At 59.4% G+C, this 19,141-nt stretch carries 16 protein-coding genes and 3 tRNA genes; 17 read left to right on the plus strand and 2 right to left on the minus strand.

Going from position 1 to position 19,141, the window contains the following annotated elements:
• The first annotated feature begins 16 nt into the window (after positions 1 to 16).
• From tpiA to AD662_RS04110, 12 genes are all read left to right on the plus strand, one after another.
• Positions 17 to 772 (plus strand): triose-phosphate isomerase, encoded by a 756-nt coding sequence (gene tpiA / locus AD662_RS04055; protein ID WP_018612860.1) that lies wholly within the window; start codon positions 17 to 19, stop codon positions 770 to 772.
• 4 nt (positions 773 to 776) lie between these two features.
• Positions 777 to 1,160 (plus strand): preprotein translocase subunit SecG, encoded by a 384-nt coding sequence (secG, locus tag AD662_RS28090; RefSeq protein WP_025211789.1) that lies wholly within the window; start codon positions 777 to 779, stop codon positions 1,158 to 1,160.
• A gap of 21 nt (positions 1,161 to 1,181) precedes the next feature.
• Positions 1,182 to 1,267, plus strand: a tRNA-Leu gene (locus tag AD662_RS04065).
• A gap of 97 nt (positions 1,268 to 1,364) precedes the next feature.
• Positions 1,365 to 1,441: transfer RNA gene (locus AD662_RS04070), tRNA-Met, on the plus strand.
• Between the two features lie 140 nt (positions 1,442 to 1,581).
• Positions 1,582 to 2,040 (plus strand): ribosome maturation factor RimP, encoded by a 459-nt coding sequence (gene rimP, locus AD662_RS04075; RefSeq protein WP_024617718.1) that lies wholly within the window; start codon positions 1,582 to 1,584, stop codon positions 2,038 to 2,040.
• A gap of 59 nt (positions 2,041 to 2,099) precedes the next feature.
• Positions 2,100 to 3,581: a transcription termination factor NusA gene (gene nusA, locus AD662_RS04080; protein ID WP_003177868.1), complete on the plus strand. Its 1,482-nt coding sequence runs from the start codon at positions 2,100 to 2,102 to the stop codon at positions 3,579 to 3,581.
• Positions 3,582 to 3,608: 27 nt separating this feature from the next.
• Complete coding sequence (gene infB, locus AD662_RS04085; protein WP_018612853.1) at positions 3,609 to 6,137, plus strand: translation initiation factor IF-2; 2,529 nt, start codon at positions 3,609 to 3,611, stop codon at positions 6,135 to 6,137.
• Positions 6,138 to 6,296: 159 nt separating this feature from the next.
• Positions 6,297 to 6,698 carry a 30S ribosome-binding factor RbfA gene (gene rbfA, locus AD662_RS04090; protein WP_003177871.1) on the plus strand — a complete coding sequence of 134 codons (402 nt, stop codon included), beginning with the start codon at positions 6,297 to 6,299 and terminating at the stop codon, positions 6,696 to 6,698.
• 3 nt (positions 6,699 to 6,701) lie between these two features.
• Positions 6,702 to 7,619 (plus strand): tRNA pseudouridine(55) synthase TruB, encoded by a 918-nt coding sequence (gene truB, locus AD662_RS04095; RefSeq protein WP_018612849.1) that lies wholly within the window; start codon positions 6,702 to 6,704, stop codon positions 7,617 to 7,619.
• A 143-nt stretch (positions 7,620 to 7,762) separates the two neighbouring features.
• Positions 7,763 to 8,032 (plus strand): 30S ribosomal protein S15, encoded by a 270-nt coding sequence (gene rpsO / locus AD662_RS04100; RefSeq protein WP_018612847.1) that lies wholly within the window; start codon positions 7,763 to 7,765, stop codon positions 8,030 to 8,032.
• Between the two features lie 194 nt (positions 8,033 to 8,226).
• Positions 8,227 to 10,332, plus strand: a complete 2,106-nt coding sequence (pnp, locus tag AD662_RS04105) for a polyribonucleotide nucleotidyltransferase (RefSeq protein WP_003197725.1) — start codon at positions 8,227 to 8,229, stop codon at positions 10,330 to 10,332.
• 125 nt (positions 10,333 to 10,457) lie between these two features.
• Positions 10,458 to 10,533, plus strand: a tRNA-Thr gene (locus AD662_RS04110).
• Between the two features lie 9 nt (positions 10,534 to 10,542).
• On the opposite strand, the gene AD662_RS04115 is transcribed toward AD662_RS04110, so the two are convergent.
• Entirely contained in the window at positions 10,543 to 11,091 is a 549-nt protein-coding gene (locus AD662_RS04115; RefSeq protein ID WP_018612844.1) for a hypothetical protein, read from the minus strand.
• A 306-nt stretch (positions 11,092 to 11,397) separates the two neighbouring features.
• Between AD662_RS04115 and AD662_RS04120 the strand changes: the two genes are divergently transcribed.
• Positions 11,398 to 11,703, plus strand: coding sequence for a DUF6388 family protein (locus tag AD662_RS04120; protein ID WP_018612842.1), 306 nt, complete (start codon positions 11,398 to 11,400; stop codon positions 11,701 to 11,703).
• A 38-nt stretch (positions 11,704 to 11,741) separates the two neighbouring features.
• Here AD662_RS04120 and nadC read toward each other — a convergent pair whose 3' ends face one another.
• On the minus strand, positions 11,742 to 12,590 hold the full coding sequence (gene nadC, locus AD662_RS04125) for a carboxylating nicotinate-nucleotide diphosphorylase (RefSeq protein WP_018612840.1): 849 nt from the start codon (positions 12,588 to 12,590) through the stop codon (positions 11,742 to 11,744).
• A 226-nt stretch (positions 12,591 to 12,816) separates the two neighbouring features.
• Between nadC and AD662_RS04130 the strand changes: the two genes are divergently transcribed.
• The 4 genes from AD662_RS04130 (at position 12,817) to AD662_RS30060 (ending at position 18,746) form a co-directional block, all read left to right on the plus strand.
• A complete protein-coding gene (locus tag AD662_RS04130) occupies positions 12,817 to 15,030 on the plus strand; it encodes a DUF1631 domain-containing protein (RefSeq protein WP_053185659.1) in 2,214 nt (737 codons plus the stop codon).
• 64 nt (positions 15,031 to 15,094) lie between these two features.
• Positions 15,095 to 15,655 carry a 1,6-anhydro-N-acetylmuramyl-L-alanine amidase AmpD gene (ampD, locus tag AD662_RS04135; protein ID WP_018612836.1) on the plus strand — a complete coding sequence of 187 codons (561 nt, stop codon included), beginning with the start codon at positions 15,095 to 15,097 and terminating at the stop codon, positions 15,653 to 15,655.
• Entirely contained in the window at positions 15,652 to 16,488 is an 837-nt protein-coding gene (gene ampE / locus AD662_RS04140; protein WP_018612834.1) for a regulatory signaling modulator protein AmpE, read from the plus strand. Before ampD ends, ampE begins: the two co-directional genes overlap by 4 nt.
• A 1,553-nt stretch (positions 16,489 to 18,041) precedes the next feature.
• Positions 18,042 to 18,746 carry a methyl-accepting chemotaxis protein gene (locus tag AD662_RS30060; protein ID WP_373366791.1) on the plus strand — a complete coding sequence of 235 codons (705 nt, stop codon included), beginning with the start codon at positions 18,042 to 18,044 and terminating at the stop codon, positions 18,744 to 18,746.
• Positions 18,747 to 19,141: the final 395 nt, after the last annotated feature.

The raw sequence follows: 19,141 nt of genomic DNA on the forward strand, positions 1-19,141 counted from the left end.
ACCGACGAGGTACAGCATGCGTCGCCCTATGGTAGCTGGTAACTGGAAGATGCACGGTACCCGCGCCAGCGTCGCTGAGCTGATCAATGGCCTTCGTCATCTGGCCTTGCCTAGCGGTGTTGATGTCGCGGTATTCCCGCCTTGCCTGTATATCAACCAAGTGGTTGATGGCTTGAAAGGTAAATCGATTTCGGTCGGTGCGCAGAATTCTGCGGTGGAATCCATGCAAGGTGCGCTGACAGGCGAGATTGCGCCGAGTCAGTTGGTGGATGCAGGTTGCTCCCTGGTCCTGGTCGGGCACTCCGAGCGTCGCCAGATCATGGGCGAGCAGGACAAGACCTTGATCCGCAAGTTTGCTGCGGCTCAGGCCTGCGGTCTGATTCCGGTGTTGTGCGTAGGGGAAACCCTCGAGCAGCGTGAAGCCGGCAAGACCCTTGAAGTTGTCGGGCGTCAGCTGGGCAGCATCATCGAAGACCTGGGTGTCGGTGCTTTTGCAAAGGCGGTCATTGCTTACGAGCCGGTCTGGGCCATTGGCACCGGGCTGACTGCTTCGCCGCAACAGGCGCAGGATGTGCATGCAGCCATCCGCGCACAGTTGGCGGCAGAGAATTCTGAAGTGGCACGAGGTGTGCGGCTTCTATACGGCGGCAGCGTGAAGGCGGCCAATGCGGTCGAACTGTTCGGCATGCCGGATATCGATGGGGGGCTCATTGGTGGAGCGTCCCTGAATGCAGATGAGTTCGGTGCGATTTGTCGCGCCGCGGGAAACTGAAAAAATGCTGGAAACAGTCGTAGTCGTTTTTCATCTGCTGGGTGCACTGGGCGTAGTTGCTCTCGTATTGCTGCAGCAGGGTAAAGGTGCGGATGCTGGTGCGTCTTTCGGTGCAGGTGCTTCAAATACTGTGTTCGGAAGCCAAGGTTCCTCTACCTTTCTTAGTAAGTTTACTGCTATACTTGCCGCCGGTTTCTTCATAACCAGCTTAGGGTTAGGTTACTTTGCTAAAGAGAAAGCTCATGAGCTGACTCAAGTAGGTTTGCCAAACCCAGCGGTACTGGAAGCGCCAAAGCAACAACCGGCTTCTGATGATGTCCCGGTGCTTCAAGAGCAAAAGTCGGCCAACCCGGCGACTGACGTACCTCCAGCTCAAGAGCAGAAGTAAGAAGGTTTCAAACGCTGTATTGCCGAGGTGGTGGAATTGGTAGACACGCAACCTTGAGGTGGTTGTGCCCATAGGGTGTAGGGGTTCGAGTCCCCTTCTCGGTACCAATTATCAGGAGAGCCCGCGATTGCGGGCTTTCTTGTAGGTGGAAGGGTTACATTGACCCTGTAAGGGATCGGTCGTATACTTCCGCCCCAGCTTTGTCGCGGGATGGAGCAGTCTGGTAGCTCGTCGGGCTCATAACCCGAAGGTCGTCGGTTCAAATCCGGCTCCCGCAACCAGTTTCAGGGGCCCCTTCCAAGGGGCTTTTTGTTAGCTGGACACTTTACAACGCCGCTGTTCGACGGCGTTTCAGGGATGGGCGATTCGCCCATTTTTTTTTATTTGCACAGCATGCACAAACATGCACGAGGGGGTTCAGGTGTCGAGCAAGCTAGAACAGTTGCAGGCCTTGTTGGCCCCGGTGGTCGTGGCCCTTGGCTATGAATGCTGGGGTATTGAGTTCTCGGCTCAAGGTCGCCACTCACTGTTGCGCGTTTATATCGATAAGGAAGGCGGCGTGTTGGTGGATGATTGCGCCATCGTCAGCCGTCAGATCAGCGGTGTACTGGATGTAGAAGATCCAATCACCTCCGAATACACCCTTGAAGTTTCCTCGCCTGGCATGGAGCGCCCCCTGTTCACAATTGAACAGTTCGCTTCGTTTGCCGGTGAACAAGTGAAGATCAAGCTGCGCTCGCCTTTCGAAGGTCGACGCAACTTCCAAGGCCTTCTGCGCGGTGTAGAAGAGCAGGACGTCGTGGTGCAGGTAGATGACCATGAGTTCCTGTTGCCGATCGATATGATCGACAAGGCCAACATTATTCCCAGTTTTGACTGATACGTGCCAGATACTGCGGATCCCGCGGATCCAATGGCTTGCGAAAGGCGAGGCGTACGATGAGCAAAGAAGTACTGCTGGTTGTTGAGTCGGTATCCAATGAAAAGGGCGTACCGGCTAACGTTATTTTTGAAGCGCTGGAGCTGGCTCTGGCCACTGCTACCAAGAAGCGGTTTGAAGACGAAGTTGATTTGCGTGTGGAAATCAATCGCCACACCGGTGCCTACGAGACTTTCCGTCGCTGGACGGTGGTCGAGGAAGCCGACCTGGACGATCCGGCTATCGAAACCTGGCCGAGCAAGGTTGCAGAAACGCATCCGGGCGCCAAGGTCGGTGATGTAGTAGAAGAAAAAATCGAGTCCATTGAGTTCGGTCGCATCGCTGCACAGACTGCCAAGCAGGTTATTGTGCAGAAAGTTCGCGAAGCCGAACGCGCGCAAGTCGTCGACGCTTATCGCGAGCGCCTGGGGGAAATCATCTCCGGTACCGTGAAAAAAGTGACCCGCGACAACGTGATCGTCGACCTGGGCAACAACGCCGAAGCGTTGCTGGCTCGCGAAGACATCATCTCTCGCGAAACTTTCCGGGTTGGCGTGCGCTTGCGTGCGCTGCTCAAGGAAATCCGCACCGAGAACCGCGGCCCGCAGCTGATCCTGTCGCGTACAGCGCCGGAAATGCTGATCGAGTTGTTCCGCATCGAAGTGCCGGAAATTGCCGAAGGCCTGATCGAAGTCATGGCCGCCTCCCGTGATCCGGGTTCGCGTGCCAAGATCGCGGTCCGCTCCAAGGACAAGCGCATCGACCCGCAAGGCGCCTGCATCGGCATGCGTGGTTCGCGTGTCCAGGCCGTATCCGGCGAGTTGGGCGGCGAGCGCGTGGACATCGTCCTGTGGGACGACAACCCGGCTCAGTTCGTGATCAATGCCATGTCGCCTGCTGAAGTGGCGGCAATTATCGTCGACGAAGATGCCCACGCCATGGACATCGCCGTTGGCGCAGACAATCTGGCTCAGGCCATCGGTCGCGGTGGTCAGAACGTGCGTCTGGCCAGCCAGTTGACTGGCTGGACCCTGAACGTGATGACCGAATCGGACATCCAGGCTAAGCAGCAAGCTGAAACCGGTGACATCCTGCGCAACTTCATCGAAGAGCTTGAAGTCGATGAAGAGCTGGCACAGGTGCTGGTGGATGAAGGCTTTACCAGCCTGGAAGAGATTGCCTACGTACCGGTGGAGGAAATGCTCAACATCGACGGCTTTGACGAGGAGATCGTCAACGAGCTTCGCGCTCGGGCCAAGGATCGTTTGTTGACCAAAGCCATCGCTACTGAGGAAAAGCTGGCAGACGCCCATCCGGCCGAAGACCTGCTCTCGCTTGAGGGTATGGACAAGGATTTGGCGATGGAACTGGCGGTGCGCGGCGTAATTACCCGCGAAGACCTGGCCGAGCAGTCTATTGACGATCTGCTCGACATCGACGGCATTGACGATGATCGTGCCGGCAAGTTGATCATGGCCGCCCGAGCCCACTGGTTCGAGTAATTAGGCGCGGCCTGAGGAGAGAAGTGCATGACGCAAGTCACGGTGAAACAACTGGCCGATGAGGTCAAAACACCGGTAGAGCGCCTGTTGCAGCAGATGCGTGAGGCAGGTCTGCCGCACACCGCCGCCGAGGAACATGTGACCGACAGTGAGAAGCAGTCCCTGCTGACTCACCTGAAGAGCAGTCACAAGGCGAAAGTGGAAGAACCGCGCAAGATCACTCTGCAGCGTAAAACCACCAGCACCCTGCGTGTTGCCGGTAGCAAAAGCATCAGCGTTGAAGTACGCAAGAAGAAAGTCTTCGTACAGCGCAGCCCGGAAGAAATCGAAGCCGAGCGCAAACGCGAACAGGAAGAACGTCGCGCAGTAGAAAATGCTGCTCGTCAGAAGGCTGAAGAAGAAGCCAAGCGTCGCGCCGAAGAAGAAGCGCGCCGCCAGCCTGCTGCTGCGCAAGCCGCTACTAACGACGCCGTTGCAGCGCCTGCTGCAGTTGCCGAGCCAGTACGCGAAAGCGCACCGGTTGTAGCCGCTGCTCCAGCACCGTCTGCTGACGTTCGCAACAAGCAGAACGAACAGCGCCGTCCGGACAAGCCACGTGCCGACGATAACAGTCGTCGTGGTAGCGGTGATGGTGAGCGCAAAAACGCTCCGCATCGTGCCTCGGTCAAAGAGAAAGCGCCTGCTCCACGCGTTGCCCCACGTACTACCGACGAAGAAAGCGATGGCTTCCGTCGTGGTGGTCGCGGCAAGGCCAAGCTGAAGAAGCGCAACGCCCACGGTTTCCAGAGCCCTACCGGCCCTGTCGTGCGTGATGTGCAGATCGGCGAGACCATCACTGTTGGCGATCTCGCCAATCAGATGTCGGTCAAGGCTGCTGAAATCATCAAGTTCATGTTCAAACTGGGTACTCCAGCGACCATCAACCAGGTGCTTGATCAGGAAACTGCTCAACTGGTAGCCGAAGAACTGGGCCACAAAGTGACCCTGGTCAGCGATACCGCCCTGGAAGACTCCCTGGCTGAGTCCCTGAAGTTTGAAGGTGAGACGTTCTCCCGTGCGCCAGTCGTGACCGTAATGGGCCACGTTGACCATGGTAAGACTTCGCTGCTCGACTACATCCGTCGTGCCAAGGTAGCTGCTGGCGAAGCCGGCGGTATCACTCAGCACATCGGTGCGTACCACGTTGAAACTGACCGCGGCATGGTCACTTTCCTCGATACCCCGGGTCACGCCGCGTTTACCGCAATGCGTGCTCGTGGTGCCAAGGCGACTGACATTGTGATTCTGGTCGTTGCAGCGGACGACGGCGTAATGCCGCAGACCATTGAAGCGGTCCAGCACGCCAAGGCTGCCGGCGTTCCACTGGTTGTTGCAGTGAACAAAATCGACAAGCCGGGCGCTGATCTCGATCGCATCCGTAGCGAACTGTCGGTTCACGGCGTGACGTCGGAAGAGTGGGGCGGCGACACCCCGTTCGTATCGGTTTCGGCGAAAGTCGGTACTGGTGTGGACGAGTTGCTCGAAGCTGTTCTGCTGCAAGCTGAAGTTCTGGAACTGAAAGCGACTCCTTCGGCTCCAGGCCGAGGCGTCGTGGTTGAATCGCGCCTCGACAAAGGTCGTGGTCCGGTTGCTACCGTTCTGGTTCAAGACGGTACCCTGCGCCAAGGCGACATGGTGCTGGTCGGTTCGAACTATGGCCGTGTACGTGCCATGCTCGACGAGAACGGCAAGCCAATCAAGGAAGCCGGTCCTTCCATCCCTGTCGAGATCCTCGGCCTGGACGGTACCCCGGACGCTGGCGACGAGATGAGCGTGCTGTCGGACGAGAAGAAAGCCCGTGAAGTGGCTCTGTTCCGTCAAGGCAAGTTCCGCGAAGTCAAACTGGCTCGCGCTCACGCCGGCAAGCTGGAAAATATCTTCGAGAACATGGGCCAGGCAGAGAAGAAGACGCTTAACATCGTCCTCAAGTCCGATGTCCGTGGTTCGCTGGAAGCGTTGAACGGTGCCTTGAACGGCCTGGGTAACGACGAAGTGCAAGTGCGTGTTGTCGGTGGCGGTGTCGGTGGTATCACCGAGTCCGACGCCAACCTGGCACTGGCCTCCAACGCTGTACTGTTCGGCTTCAACGTGCGTGCCGATGCCGGCGCTCGCAAGATCGTCGAGCAGGAAGGCCTGGATATGCGTTACTACAACGTGATCTACGACATCATCGAAGACGTCAAGAAAGCCCTCACCGGTATGCTGGGCAGCGATGTTCGCGAGAACATCCTGGGTACCGCTGAAGTGCGTGACGTGTTCCGTTCGCCGAAGTTTGGCGCGATCGCTGGCTGCATGGTGATCGAGGGTGTTGTTCACCGTAACCGTCCGATCCGTGTACTGCGTGAAGACATCGTGATCTTCGAAGGCGAGCTGGAATCCCTGCGCCGCTTCAAGGATGACGCTTCCGAAGTACGTGCTGGCATGGAATGCGGTATTGGCGTCAAGAGCTACAACGACGTCAAGGTCGGCGACAAGATCGAAGTCTTCGAGAAGGTCCAGGTTGCTCGCAGCCTCTGACTCGCGCACTTCAAGAGCCGCGCCGGGCAGCCGCATGAACATGCGCTGCCTTGCTGGCGGACTCTAAACGCAACGCCCGGTCTGGCTTTTGCCAGGCCGGGCGTTTGCCGCTTTCAGACCTCGCGGGTTTCACCGTGGGGCAGTAACAGGTAACAAGACATGGCAAAAGAATACAGCCGTACCCAACGAATCGGCGATCAGATGCAGCGTGAGCTGGCCCAACTGATCCGTCGTGAAGTCAAAGACCCGCGCGTCGGCCTGGTCACCATTACCGCAGTGGAAGTCAGCCGTGACGTCGGTCACGCCAAGATTTTCATCACCGTGATGGGCCAGGACAGCGCCGAAGAAATCGCCCAGAGCATCAAGGTGCTCAACTCGGCCGCCGGCTTCCTGCGTATGCAGCTGGCCCGGGAGATGAAGTTGCGCAGCGTTCCACAGCTGCACTTCCACTACGACGAAAGCGTCGTGCGTGGTGCGCATCTGTCGGCCCTGATCGAACGCGCCGTGGCGGAAGACAGTCAGCACCCGGTTGCGGCTGAACCCGAAGACACCAAGGAGTAATCGGTGGCTCAGGTCAAACGTATCCGTCGTAACGTCAGCGGTATCATCCTGCTCGACAAGCCGCTGGGGTTCACGTCCAACGCGGCGTTGCAGAAGGTTCGCTGGCTGCTCAATGCTGAAAAGGCCGGGCACACCGGTAGCCTCGATCCGCTGGCCACCGGCGTGCTGCCGCTGTGCTTTGGCGAGGCGACCAAGTTCTCCCAGTACCTGCTCGATTCCGACAAGGGTTATGAAACCCTGGCGCAACTGGGCAAGACCACCACCACGGCGGATGCCGAAGGTGAGGTTTTGCTGGAGCGCCCGGTGACCGTTGGTCAGGCCGATATCGAAGCGGTGTTGCCGAAATTTCGCGGGCAAATCAGCCAGATACCGCCGATGTACTCGGCTCTGAAGCGTGATGGCCAGCCGCTGTATAAACTGGCTCGTGCAGGCGAAGTAGTGGAGCGTGAACCGCGTTCTGTTACTATTGCGCGCTTGGAATTGCTGGCCTTTGACGGTAATACTGCGCGGCTGGTCGTGGATTGCAGCAAGGGCACCTATATCCGCACCCTGGTGGAGGATATTGGTGAACAGCTCGGCTGTGGCGCGTACGTGGCAGAATTGCGACGGACCCAGGCCGGGCCTTTCACGTTGGCCCAGACGGTCACGTTGGAAGAGCTTGAAGCGGTACATGCCGAAGGCGGCAACGAAGCGGTCGACCGTTTCCTGATGCCATCGGACAGCGGGTTGCTGGATTGGCCGCTGTTGCAGTTCTCGGAACACAGTGCGTTCTACTGGCTCAACGGCCAGCCGGTACGTGCCCCGGATGCGCCGAAGTTCGGCATGGTCCGGGTGCAGGATCATAACGGTCGCTTCATCGGTATCGGTGAAGTGAGCGAAGACGGGCGCATTGCGCCGCGTCGACTGATTCGGTCGGAATGACCGGAACCAGCCTGCGTAACAGCAGGTTGGCGAGTGTGGCTGTTAACAGGCACGGTCACTACTCATTTATAGATACAGGGATTTGTCCCTGGCCTGTTGAAGCTGTTTCCTTGAAACAGTTTCCTGACTAAAAGGATTGCCTCATGGCTCTCGACGTTCAAGAAAAAGCTCAAATCGTAGCTGACTACCAGCAAGCTGTTGGTGACACTGGTTCGCCAGAAGTGCAAGTTGCACTGCTGACCCACAACATCAACAAACTGCAAGGTCACTTCAAGGCCAACGGTAAAGATCACCACTCCCGTCGTGGTCTGATCCGCATGGTAAACCAGCGTCGTAAGCTGCTGGACTACCTGAAAGGCAAGGACCTGAGCCGTTACAGCGCTCTGATCGCTCGCCTGGGTCTGCGTCGCTAATCAGCGATTGCGCTAGAGGTTGGTGGTCTGTCGTACGTCAGTGGGTTTCCCGCTGGCGCATGGCAGGCTCCCAGCCTCAAGTTTTATCTGGATACACGTTTTACCCTGGACAGACGTCGGGCCGATTCCCGCCATTGCCCAAGAATTTCGCAAGAAGACAAGTTCCCCAAGAGCCACAAAGAAGGTAGGACACCGTGAACCCGGTAATCAAAAAATTCCAGTTCGGTCAGTCGACCGTTACCCTCGAGACTGGCCGTATCGCCCGTCAGGCCTCCGGCGCAGTGCTGGTCACCGTTGACGACGACGTCAGCGTATTGGTGACCGTTGTCGGTGCCAAGCAAGCCGATCCAGGCAAGGGCTTCTTCCCTCTGTCTGTCCACTACCAGGAAAAGACTTACGCTGCCGGTAAGATCCCTGGCGGTTTCTTCAAGCGCGAAGGCCGTCCTTCCGAGAAAGAAACCCTGACTTCCCGACTGATCGACCGTCCGATCCGTCCGCTGTTCCCAGAAGGCTTCATGAACGAAGTGCAGGTTGTCTGCACCGTCGTCTCCACCAGCAAGAAAACCGATCCGGACATCGCTGCGATGATCGGTACCTCGGCTGCCCTGGCGATCTCCGGCATTCCTTTCGATGGCCCGATCGGCGCTGCCCGCGTCGCGTTCCACGAAAGCACCGGCTACCTGCTGAACCCGACCTACGAGCAACTGAAGGCGTCGAGCCTGGACATGGTCGTGGCCGGTACTTCCGAAGCCGTGCTGATGGTTGAATCCGAAGCCAAAGAGCTGACCGAAGACCAGATGCTGGGCGCCGTACTGTTCGCCCACGACGAGTTCCAGGTGGTGATCAACGCCGTCAAGGAACTGGCCGCCGAAGCCGCCAAGCCAACCTGGACTTGGGCTCCGCAAGCCGAAGCCACCGAGCTGCTGGGCGCGATCCGTGCCGAGTTCGGCGAAGCCATCTCCCAGGCCTACACCATCACCGTCAAGGCCGACCGTTATGCACGCCTGGGCGAGCTGAAAGACCAGGTCGTTGCCAAGCTGTCCGGCGAAGAAGGCCAACCATCGGCCAGCGACGTCAAAGCCGCTTTCGGTGAAATCGAATACCGCACCGTTCGCGAAAACATCGTCAACGGCAAGCCACGTATCGACGGTCGCGATACCCGTACCGTACGTCCGCTGAACATCGAAGTCGGCGTTCTGCCAAAGACCCACGGTTCGGCACTGTTCACCCGTGGCGAAACCCAGGCGCTGGTCGTTGCAACACTGGGCACCGCCCGTGACGCGCAACTGCTGGACACCCTGGAAGGTGAAAAGAAAGACCCGTTCATGCTGCACTACAACTTCCCTCCGTTCTCGGTGGGCGAGTGTGGTCGCATGGGTGGCGCCGGTCGCCGCGAAATCGGTCACGGCCGTCTGGCCCGTCGTTCGGTCCAGGCCATGCTGCCTGCCGCTGACGTGTTCCCGTACACCATTCGCGTGGTATCGGAAATCACCGAGTCCAACGGTTCGAGCTCGATGGCTTCGGTCTGCGGCGCTTCCCTGGCCCTGATGGACGCCGGTGTGCCGATGAAGGCGCCGGTTGCCGGTATCGCCATGGGTCTGGTTAAAGAGGGCGAGAAATTCGCCGTCCTGACCGACATCCTGGGTGACGAAGACCACCTGGGCGACATGGACTTCAAAGTGGCCGGTACCGCCAAAGGCGTCACCGCACTGCAGATGGACATCAAGATCAAGGGCATCACCGAAGAGATCATGGAAATCGCCCTGGGCCAGGCCCTGGAAGCGCGCCTGAACATCCTCGGCCAGATGAACCAGATCATCGGTCAGTCCCGTACCGAACTGTCGGAAAACGCTCCGACCATGATCGCGATGAAAATCGACACCGACAAAATCCGTGATGTCATCGGTAAAGGCGGCGCGACCATCCGTGCGATCTGCGAAGAAACCAAGGCTTCGATCGACATCGAAGACGACGGTTCGATCAAGATCTTCGGCGAAACCAAGGAGGCGGCAGAAGCAGCACGCCAGCGCGTCCTGGGTATCACCGCAGAAGCCGAGATCGGCAAGATCTACGTCGGCAAGGTTGAGCGCATCGTCGACTTCGGCGCGTTCGTCAACATCCTGCCGGGCAAGGACGGTCTGGTTCACATCTCCATGCTGAGCGATGCTCGCGTCGAGAAAGTGACCGACATCCTCAAAGAAGGCCAGGAAGTGGAAGTGCTGGTACTGGACGTGGACAACCGCGGCCGTATCAAACTGTCCATCAAGGACGTCGCAGCAGCCAAGGCATCGGGCGTTTAATCACCCCGTAGCCTAACCGCTGAACAAGCAAACGCCCCGACTGGTTCGGGGCGTTTTGCTGTGCGGTGAAAATCCCTGTGTCGCGGGTTGCCTGGCCACAGGGGACGGTGCTAGGTTTAGCCACCGCCCGTGTAGCTCAGTCGGTAGAGCAGCGCACTCGTAACGCGAAGGTCGCAGGTTCGATTCCTGTCTCGGGCACCATCCCCCTCGTTATTTCACTTTCCTGCTCAGCTCCTCGACCGTGCGTTTGAGCTGATCCATCTCGCGATCCTGATCGCTGAGCTCCCGTTTCAGGGACGAGATCTCGCTGTTGCTCGAACTCGAACTGGAGCCGCTATTGCGCTTGAGTTCTTCCACTTGCTTGCCCAGATCGTTCAGGTCGCGTTCCTGTTCCTTTATGGTGCGTTTGAGCTCGTCAATTTCCTTGCTGCTGGAGGTGGAACTGGAGCCGCTGTTGCGCTTGAGTTCTTCGATCTGACGGGCCTGCTCGCTGAGGGTGCGTTTCTGGCTTTCCAGTTCCTCGGCGTTGTTCTTCACGGTTTTTGGCAGGTTTTCCAAGGCACTGACGTTGACGTTGGTCTTGACGAGTACGTACTTGTCAAATCGGTCAAAACGCAGGGCAGGAATGGTGTCGTCGGAAGACGGCCCATCGGAGGAGACTTCAACAGCCGCCTGGGCAACGCCGGTCAAGGTCAGGCTGCCGAGCAGCAAGGTCGCGGTAGCAAGCCGGGTCAACGAACGTTTCGAAAAGCTGCGCATCACTGGGGTTCCTTGTGAAGTGCCGGCATGGCACATGGCTATGACTGGTTATTTTGACAGATGTTCCCAAGCTTCCCTGGTTTCTCAGGCGCATGGTTTTTTTGTGGGATAGATGTAAAGAACCGTGTAAATCATCGGCAAAACGTCCTATATTCATTGCCTGCATGTGCATCGCCCAGCAGTTTTCAGATGATCCCCGAATGGTTCTGAAGGCCAGATAAACCGGGCTTCAAGCGGTTTTTTTGCGTCAGAGAGATCCTTGATGATCCAGATCCATCTTCCATTCCCCAGATCAACGAGAACGCCATGACTGTTAAAGAATTGACCCAGGAAGCCAGGCACGAAGAAGCGCTGAAGAAGTATGTGTTGGATGCGCCCCAGTTGCTGGAAGAGATCAAGGACTTGTCTGCCGATGATCAAAAAGACCAGATCCAATGGGCGTTCGAGGACGAGGCCGAAGCCCAGGGCTTGCAGCCTTGGGAGTTGACGCTCAAGTACACCAGCCCACCTGAAGAATTCGAGGCGCAGCGTCTTGCGTTGCACAAGGAAGCGGCCGAGGTGCTGGGTGTGGAATGGGATGAGTACTGCGAGATGAACAATCTGGTGGTCTGAAAAAAAACGCCAGCCTTCAAGGCTGGCGTTTTTTATTGTCAGAGGCTCAAGCGCATCGACAGATCCACTGCCTTCACATCCTTGGTCATTGCGCCGATCGAGATGTAGTCCACCCCAGTCTCGGCAATCGGGCGCAACGTGCTTTCGTTGATCCCGCCGCTGGCTTCCAGCTTCGCCTTGCCGCCATTGAGGCGTACGGCTTCACGCATGTCGTCCAGGCTCAGTTCGTCGAGCATGATGATGTCGGCGTCAGCCGCCAGCGCTTCTTTCAATTCCGCCAGGCTTTCCACTTCGACTTCCACCGGTTTGCCCGGTGCGATCTTGTGGGCGGCCGCGATGGCCTGGGCGATTCCGCCGCAGGCGGCGATGTGGTTTTCCTTGATCAGGAAGGCATCGTACAGGCCGATGCGGTGGTTATGGCAGCCACCGCAGGTGACCGCGTACTTCTGGGCCAGGCGCAACCCGGGCAGGGTCTTGCGGGTGTCCAGCAGCTTGACCTGGGTACCGGCGACAAAGTCGGCCAGGTAACGGGCCCGCGTGGCAACGCCGGAAAGCATTTGCAGGAAGTTCAGCGCGCTGCGTTCGCCGGTCAGCAGCGAGCGGGCCGGGCCTTCCAGATGGAACAGCACTTGATCGGGATTGACCCGGTCGCCGTCGCGCACTTGCCAATGCACCGCGACACGCGGGTCCAGTTGCCGGAACACGGCATCGACCCAGGCCGTGCCACTGATGATCGCCGCGTCGCGGGTAATGATGGTGGCCTTGGCCAGGCGTTCGGCGGGGATCAGTTGCGCGGTGATGTCGCCGCTGCCGATGTCTTCAAGCAACGCACGGCGCACGTTGGCTTCGATTTCGGCGGTCAGATCGGCGAGACGTAGATTCGGCATAACGGGCTCCACAAACAAAGTGGCCTGATTATAGGGTGTCGAAACCTGCATTTGGTCGCGTCCTCGCAACATTTCCTCATTTCCCGGGTCACTTATTGCGCCGTATTTCGAGATGGATCACAGAGTGTGCTGGTACGACAGGGTTGTTTTACCCGATAATCCGCCTTTCGATTGACGTCATAGCTTTGACGTTGCGAGCCGAAGAAAGCCGTTTCAGGAGGCCAGGATGCACAACGACGGGAATGTAGTGCCTTTGCACAAGGTCGCTACCGATCAGGCGAATCCCTCGCCGCTCGCCCGCCTGCCTGTGATTCTGCTTCAGGTTCGCGACAAGGCTGCCCAGCAGTTGCGCCTGGGCCTGCAAGGGCTGTTCGATAACGCCGACGACACCTTGTTTGAAATGGCCGACCGGGCACGCGACGACGTCGAGCAGAACCTGTACTTCGAGGCCATGCGCGACCTGCGCCTGAAGCGCAAAAGCATTGAACGTGAATTCATCGAGCAGTTTTTCGAGACCTTCGTCAGCCTTGCCCAGTACGACCTGACCCACACCAGCTTGGCGCCCACCCTGGCGCCGGACAGCCAAGCCCAGCGCTCCCAGGACGAGCTGGAGCGCCATTTGGCGGTCGAGGCGATGGTCACTCGGGTGTTCAGGCGCGATGGCGTGGCGCTGGAGCAACTGACGGCCCGGCTCGGTGCGCTGCTGGGCCGACCGCTGGCCAATCAGCACAATCCCCTGAGCCCGGCACTGCTGTGCGAGAAGTTCCTGCAGGCCGGGCGCAACCTGGGCGTGGGCATCAAGGTCAAGCTGATCCTGCTCAAGCTGTTCGAGCGTTATGTGCTTAGCGATTGCGACCAACTCTATACCGAGGCCAACCAGTTGCTGGCCGCCACAGGCGTGCTGCCGGAGCTCAAGGTTACGCCGGCGCGCCGGACGTCGGATCGCCCCGAGGAAACTCTGCGGCCCAGCGCCGAGGTCGCTGACAAGCCCGGCGATGCCGAGGTCGATGACAGCGTGCAGGAAGTGTTCGCCGCCTTGCAGAAACTGCTGATGCAGGTGCGTGGCAGCGTGGCGCCGACCCTGGAACCCAGCGTACCGCCCCAGCCGATTTCTACCCGTGACCTGCTACGGTTGCTCTCTCATTTGCAGCAATACGTACCGGCGCCTACCGTTCACGACGAGTTCGATTTGCGTAGCCAGCTCGAACAATTGTTGACCCGGGTCAGCGTGCGCAGTGGCAAGTCCCGGGTGGTCGAAGGCGCCGATGAAGACGTGATCAACCTGATCTCGATGATGTTCGAATTCATCCTCGACGATCACAACCTGCCAGACTCCTTCAAGGCCCTGATCGGCCGCCTGCAAATCCCGATGCTCAAGGTCGCGGTGCAGGACAAGAGCTTCTTCAGCCGCGGCAACCATCCGGCCCGGCGGCTGCTTAACGAAATCGCGGCTGCGGCCATGGGCTGGGGCGATTGCGACGACCATCAGCGCGACAGCCTGTACCTGCGCATCGAGCAGGTGGTGCAGCGCCTGCTGAACGACTTCGTCGATGACCCGGCGATTTTCTCCGAGCTGTTGGCCGATTTCCTGGCCTTCACCAGTGACGAGCGCCGCCGCAGCGAATTGCTTGAACAGCGTATTCGCGACGCCGAAGAGGGCCGGGCCAAGGCCGAACTGGCGCGCCATCGCGTTGAAGGGGCGCTGAACCAGGTGATGTTGGGCAAAGTCTTGCCGCAAGCCGTGGTGGAGTTCGTGCAACACGCCTGGAGCCAAGTGTTGCTGCTGACGTGCTTCAAGCATGGCAAGTATTCCGCCGAATGGCAGGCCGACGTCTTGACCCTGGAGCAATTGATCTGGAGCGTCCAGCCTCACGACGAACCCGACGCCGGCCTGCGCTTGCTGGCAATGGTGCCCGAACTGCTCAAGGCGCTGCGTGAAGGCCTGAGCCGTTCGGCGTTCGACCCGTTTGCCACCAGCGAGTTTTTCAGTGAACTGGAACTCCTGCATGTCCAGGCGCTCGAGCGCATGGGCCAGGCAACGGATCAGGCCCAGTCGTTCGATTCGCCGGCCATGGTCGAGGTGCTGGAAAAAATCGTCCTGCGTGCCCCGCAGAAATCGGCGGGAGAGAGCGTGGCGGTGCATTTGCCGGCCGATGATGTGGGCCTGCTGCAGGTCGACCAGTTGCACCTGGGAAGCTGGGTCGAGTTCCAGGAGGACGATGACAACACCCTGCGTTGCAAGCTGGCGGCGATCATCGAGGCCACCGGCAAATACGTCTTCGTCAATCGCACCGGCCTCAAGGTGCTGGAGCATAGCCGCACCAGCCTGGCCCTGGAATTTCGCCGGGGAGCGGCGCGGCTGTTGGACGACACCCTGTTGTTCGACCGCGCGCTGGAGTCGGTGCTGGGCAATCTGCGCCAGCTCAATCGCGGCAAGTGATCGCGCAGCCCGGTCCGATCACGGCATACTGGCGGCATTCAGCGTCGTCATCGAAGGAACCTGTATGCAGTTGGACTCCGCGAGCGGTTGGTGCGAGGGGGTGCGTCATTGCCCATCGCCCAACTTCAATGCGCGCCCGGAAGGCGAAATCTCCCTGCTGGTGATCCACAACATCAGCCTGCCACCGGCACAGTTCGCCACGGGCAAGGTGCAGGAATTCTTCCAGAATCGTCTGGATGTCACGGAACATCCCTACTTTCTGGGTATCGCCGACCTTCGCGTTTCTGCGCATTTTCTGATTGAGCGTGACGGCGCTGTGACCCAGTTTGTCTCTTGTCTGGATCGCGCGTGGCATGCGGGTGTCTCGTGCTTCGAGGGGCGTGAGACTTGTAACGATTTTTCCCTGGGCATCGAGCTTGAGGGCACGGATGATCTGCCGTTCACCGACGCGCAATATGTCGCATTGGTGGACCTGACCCGGCAGTTGCAAGCGGCGTTCAGGGCGATCACTGTGCAGCGTATCTGCGGGCACAGCGACATCGCACCGGGACGCAAGACCGATCCGGGACCGGCATTCGACTGGGTGCGCTATCGCGCGGCCCTGACAGAAGGGGAAGGACAATGAGTTTTCTGGTGTTGCTGCTGGCCGTCTGGATCGAGAAGTTCTCGGCCTTGCGCCAGCGGGTCCAGCGCGACGGCGGCTGGCTGCTCGAGCTGAACAAGCTCGAGGCGAGCCCGCGTTGGCTCAGCCGACCCTGGCTGGTGCTGACGCTGATGGTGGTGCTGCCCGTGGCGCTGCTGGCGTTGCTTTTGTGGGTGCTGGAGCCGGTGGCCTATGGTCTGCTGGCGCTGCCGGTGCATTTGCTGGTGGTGATCTACAGCCTGGGGCGTGGTGATCTGCTGGCCGGCCTCGGGCCGTTTCGCGACGCGTGGCGTCGGGAAGACCTGCAAGCGGCGGCCCATGTGGCCAAGCGCGACCTGGACATTGAAGCCGATGACGGTGAGCAGTTGCTGGAGCGGGTCCAGGGGCATTTGTTGTGGCAGGCCTACCAGAGCTTTTTCGCGGTAATTTTCTGGTACTTCGTGTTGGGCCCGGTCGCCGCCCTGAGTTATCGGCTGCTGGCGCTAGCCGCCGAGCACAGCCAGAACCCCGGCGTGGCCGAGCGGGCAGCACAAATGCGCCATGCCTTCGATTGGGTGCCGGTGCGGTTGCTGGCGGCGAGCTTCGCCCTGGTGGGGAATTTCGTTGCGGTCAGCCGGGTCATGCTGCATGAGCTGCTGAACTGGAACATCAGCGCCGCCGCCCTCATCGACAAGGTCGGCCTGGTGGCGGGCGAGATCCCCCGGCCCGTCGCCGGGCCGGACGGCATCAACAGCCTGGACCGTCTCTGGGAATTGTTGCTGCGTGCGGCGGTGCTCTGGTATGCCGGGTTTGCGTTGTGGACGGTGTTGGCCTGAGAACAACCAACACATTTCCTTGTGGCGAGGGATTCTGTGGGAGCAAGCCTTGCTCCCACAGATAAATCCCCTAGCCACAGCTGAACCGTGTCAGTCCTTCTCGTTAACCTTAAGTTACAAATCTCCCCGCCAATTTAGGCTATACAAGAGCAGCGCCCGAATAGTGGCTTTCTGCTGTCTCCGTGCGCGAGCTCATAACAATAAGAACACTACCGGGAGACTTCCTTGTGAAGAGTTTGCTCTGGCCCGCCGTCGCGCTGATGAACCGCCTGAGCTTCGGCATGAAGTTCAGCCTGATCAGCGTGCTGTTCCTGCTGCCCATGCTGGTGACCAACTTCTTTCTGGTGCGCGATTCCTATCGGGAATTCCAGGGCACCCAAGTGGAGCTGCAAAGCCTCGACCTGCTGGGCAGCAGCCTGACCCTGCGCCGGGACCTGGAAACCCTCAATAATCTGGTGCAGATCAACGCCAGCCTGGGCCAATCCGGCAAGGCCGGTGATGTCGAAGCGAAGATAGTCAGCCTGGAACAACAGGTCCTCGCACGGCTGCAAGGCATGACGGCCATGGCCATCGAGCCTGAGCAGGTCAGTGCCTTCGAGGCCAAGCGCGACGAAATGATCGGTGCTTTCAAGGCCCAGCAGGCCGAAAGCTCCCTGCAGAGCAAAAGTGCGCTGATCGGCAAGTTGCTCAACAGCGCCCAGATGTTCGGCCAGATCATCGCCAGCCAGGCGGGGCTGAGCCGCGACAATCAGAGCGACATCCGCCAGCTCAGTGAACTGATCATCGGCACGACCCCCAAGGTCACCCAGATTCTCGGTGAAGGCCGGGCGCTGGGCGCGTCCTCGTTGGGGCTGGGGTTTCTCAACTCGGCGTCGAGCACCCGCTTCGACGAGTTGCTGGCGCAGATCGAAAAGCTCCAGGGCGAGTACGACTTGAAACTGCAGGACGCCCTCGGCTCCAGCCAGGCGGCTGGACAAACCCTGGCCGCCCAGGCCAACGGCAGCAAGAGTGCCCTCAAGAAGGCCTCGGAACTGATCGAGGAGCAGGTGGTGATGGCCGACACCCTCGATGCGCCCTGGCCGGCATTCTTTGAGCAGGTCAGCGGCCTGATGGAGCAGACTTATCGGCTGAACGAAGCGACCCAGGGCTTTCTCGGCGTGCAGTTGCAGCAGCGCCTGGAACAGAATCGCAGTCACATGGTGCTGCAAGCCGTGGCGCTGGTGCTGGTGTTCCTGTTGATTTTTTACCTGTACGCCGGTTTCTACGCCTCGACCCGCACCACGCTTCAGCATCTGGGCCAGATGATGGACAAGGTGGCGGCGGGGGACATGACGGTCAATTTCGTCGCGCGCAGCAAAGACGAACTGGGTGAGCTGGGTGAAGTGTTCAACGGTACGGTGGCGAAGATCCATGACCTGATCGAACAGGTCGGCCGCACCGTCGCCGAAGTCGAACGCCAGGCCGGGCAGGTGGAAACGGTATCGGCCCAGAGCAACCAGGCCGTCGCCGGCCAGCGCAGCCAGATCGAACTGGTGGCCACGGCGATGAACCAAATGTCGGCCACGGCCCAGGAAGTGGCCCGCAGTGCCGCTGCAGCGGTGAGCAGTGCCCACAGCGTGAACGACGAGACCCTCAGCGGGCGCGGGCTGGTGGAATCCCAGCAGGGCAGCATCGCCCGCTTGGCCAGCGAGATCGATCAGTCGGTGCAGGTGATCAATCAACTGGCGACCGACAGCCAGGCCATCAGTCGCGTGCTGGATGTGATCAAGAGCATCGCCGAGCAGACCAACCTGCTGGCCCTCAACGCCGCCATCGAAGCAGCCCGGGCCGGTGAGCAGGGGCGCGGCTTTGCGGTGGTGGCCGATGAGGTGCGAACCCTGGCCAAGCGAACCCAGCAATCGACCGAAGAAATCGAAGCGATGATCACCCGCCTGCACGGTGGTGTCGGTGCCGCGGTCAAGGCGATGGGCACCAGCCATGAGATGGCCAGCGGCACGGTCAGCCAATCGGAAAAGGTCCAGCAGGCCTTGGAAAATATCCTCGGTGCCGTCGGCATGATCGTCGACCAGAACCAGCAGATCGCCGCCGCTGTGGAGCAGCAGACGGCCGTGGCCCATGACATCGACCAGAACATCGTCGAAATCAACCGCGCCGGCGAACGCACCGCCGAAGGTGCCCACCAGACCGAAGACGCCAGCCGCGAATTGTCTGCCCAGGTGGTGCAGCTCAAGCAGTTGATCAATGCGTTTCGGGTGTGATTGCCGCTGATTCACCGCAGGTCCAATGTGGGAGCGAGCTTGGTGGGAGCAAGGCTTGCCCGCGATGAAAACACCGCGGTCTCTTGAGTGCTGCGGTGCCTGGATCGCGAGCAAGCCTTGCTCCCACCAAGCTCGCTTGTATGGTAGGACTTGAAGGGAGGAGGAGGGACAAAGCTCGATTCTGACTGTTAGCCGCAGTACAGACCGTGGGAGATTTCACCCCTCCTCCTTTCACCCAAGCGCCGATAAAGAATGCATCTGGCCTAGACCGACGATAGGAACAAGCCTGCGCCTCTGGGTGAACCCTTCAAGTGTTCAAACCTTAGCCCGGAGGATTTTCAATGGCAATGCCGGTTTCTGTCGCAAAGCCGATCGTGGGTGTTGATGTCGCCAAA

The sequence above is a fragment of the Pseudomonas kilonensis genome (assembly GCF_001269885.1).
GTDB classification, from domain to species: domain Bacteria; phylum Pseudomonadota; class Gammaproteobacteria; order Pseudomonadales; family Pseudomonadaceae; genus Aquipseudomonas; species Aquipseudomonas kilonensis.

What these genes read in the sequence shown, in the direction of transcription:
- rbfA (WP_003177871.1), top strand. Translation starts at nt 6,297, where the DNA reads ATGGCAAAAGAATACAGCCGTACCCAACGAATCGGCGATCAGATGCAG.
- AD662_RS04115 (WP_018612844.1), bottom strand. Translation starts at nt 11,091, where the DNA reads ATGCGCAGCTTTTCGAAACGTTCGTTGACCCGGCTTGCTACCGCGACC.
- ampE (WP_018612834.1), top strand. Translation starts at nt 15,652, where the DNA reads ATGAGTTTTCTGGTGTTGCTGCTGGCCGTCTGGATCGAGAAGTTCTCG.
- ampD (WP_018612836.1), top strand. Translation starts at nt 15,095, where the DNA reads ATGCAGTTGGACTCCGCGAGCGGTTGGTGCGAGGGGGTGCGTCATTGC.
- secG (WP_025211789.1), top strand. Translation starts at nt 777, where the DNA reads ATGCTGGAAACAGTCGTAGTCGTTTTTCATCTGCTGGGTGCACTGGGC.
- infB (WP_018612853.1), top strand. Translation starts at nt 3,609, where the DNA reads ATGACGCAAGTCACGGTGAAACAACTGGCCGATGAGGTCAAAACACCG.
- AD662_RS04120 (WP_018612842.1), top strand. Translation starts at nt 11,398, where the DNA reads ATGACTGTTAAAGAATTGACCCAGGAAGCCAGGCACGAAGAAGCGCTG.
- rpsO (WP_018612847.1), top strand. Translation starts at nt 7,763, where the DNA reads ATGGCTCTCGACGTTCAAGAAAAAGCTCAAATCGTAGCTGACTACCAG.
- tpiA (WP_018612860.1), top strand. Translation starts at nt 17, where the DNA reads ATGCGTCGCCCTATGGTAGCTGGTAACTGGAAGATGCACGGTACCCGC.
- AD662_RS30060 (WP_373366791.1), top strand. Translation starts at nt 18,042, where the DNA reads ATGTCGGCCACGGCCCAGGAAGTGGCCCGCAGTGCCGCTGCAGCGGTG.
- nadC (WP_018612840.1), bottom strand. Translation starts at nt 12,590, where the DNA reads ATGCCGAATCTACGTCTCGCCGATCTGACCGCCGAAATCGAAGCCAAC.
- nusA (WP_003177868.1), top strand. Translation starts at nt 2,100, where the DNA reads ATGAGCAAAGAAGTACTGCTGGTTGTTGAGTCGGTATCCAATGAAAAG.
- AD662_RS04130 (WP_053185659.1), top strand. Translation starts at nt 12,817, where the DNA reads ATGCACAACGACGGGAATGTAGTGCCTTTGCACAAGGTCGCTACCGAT.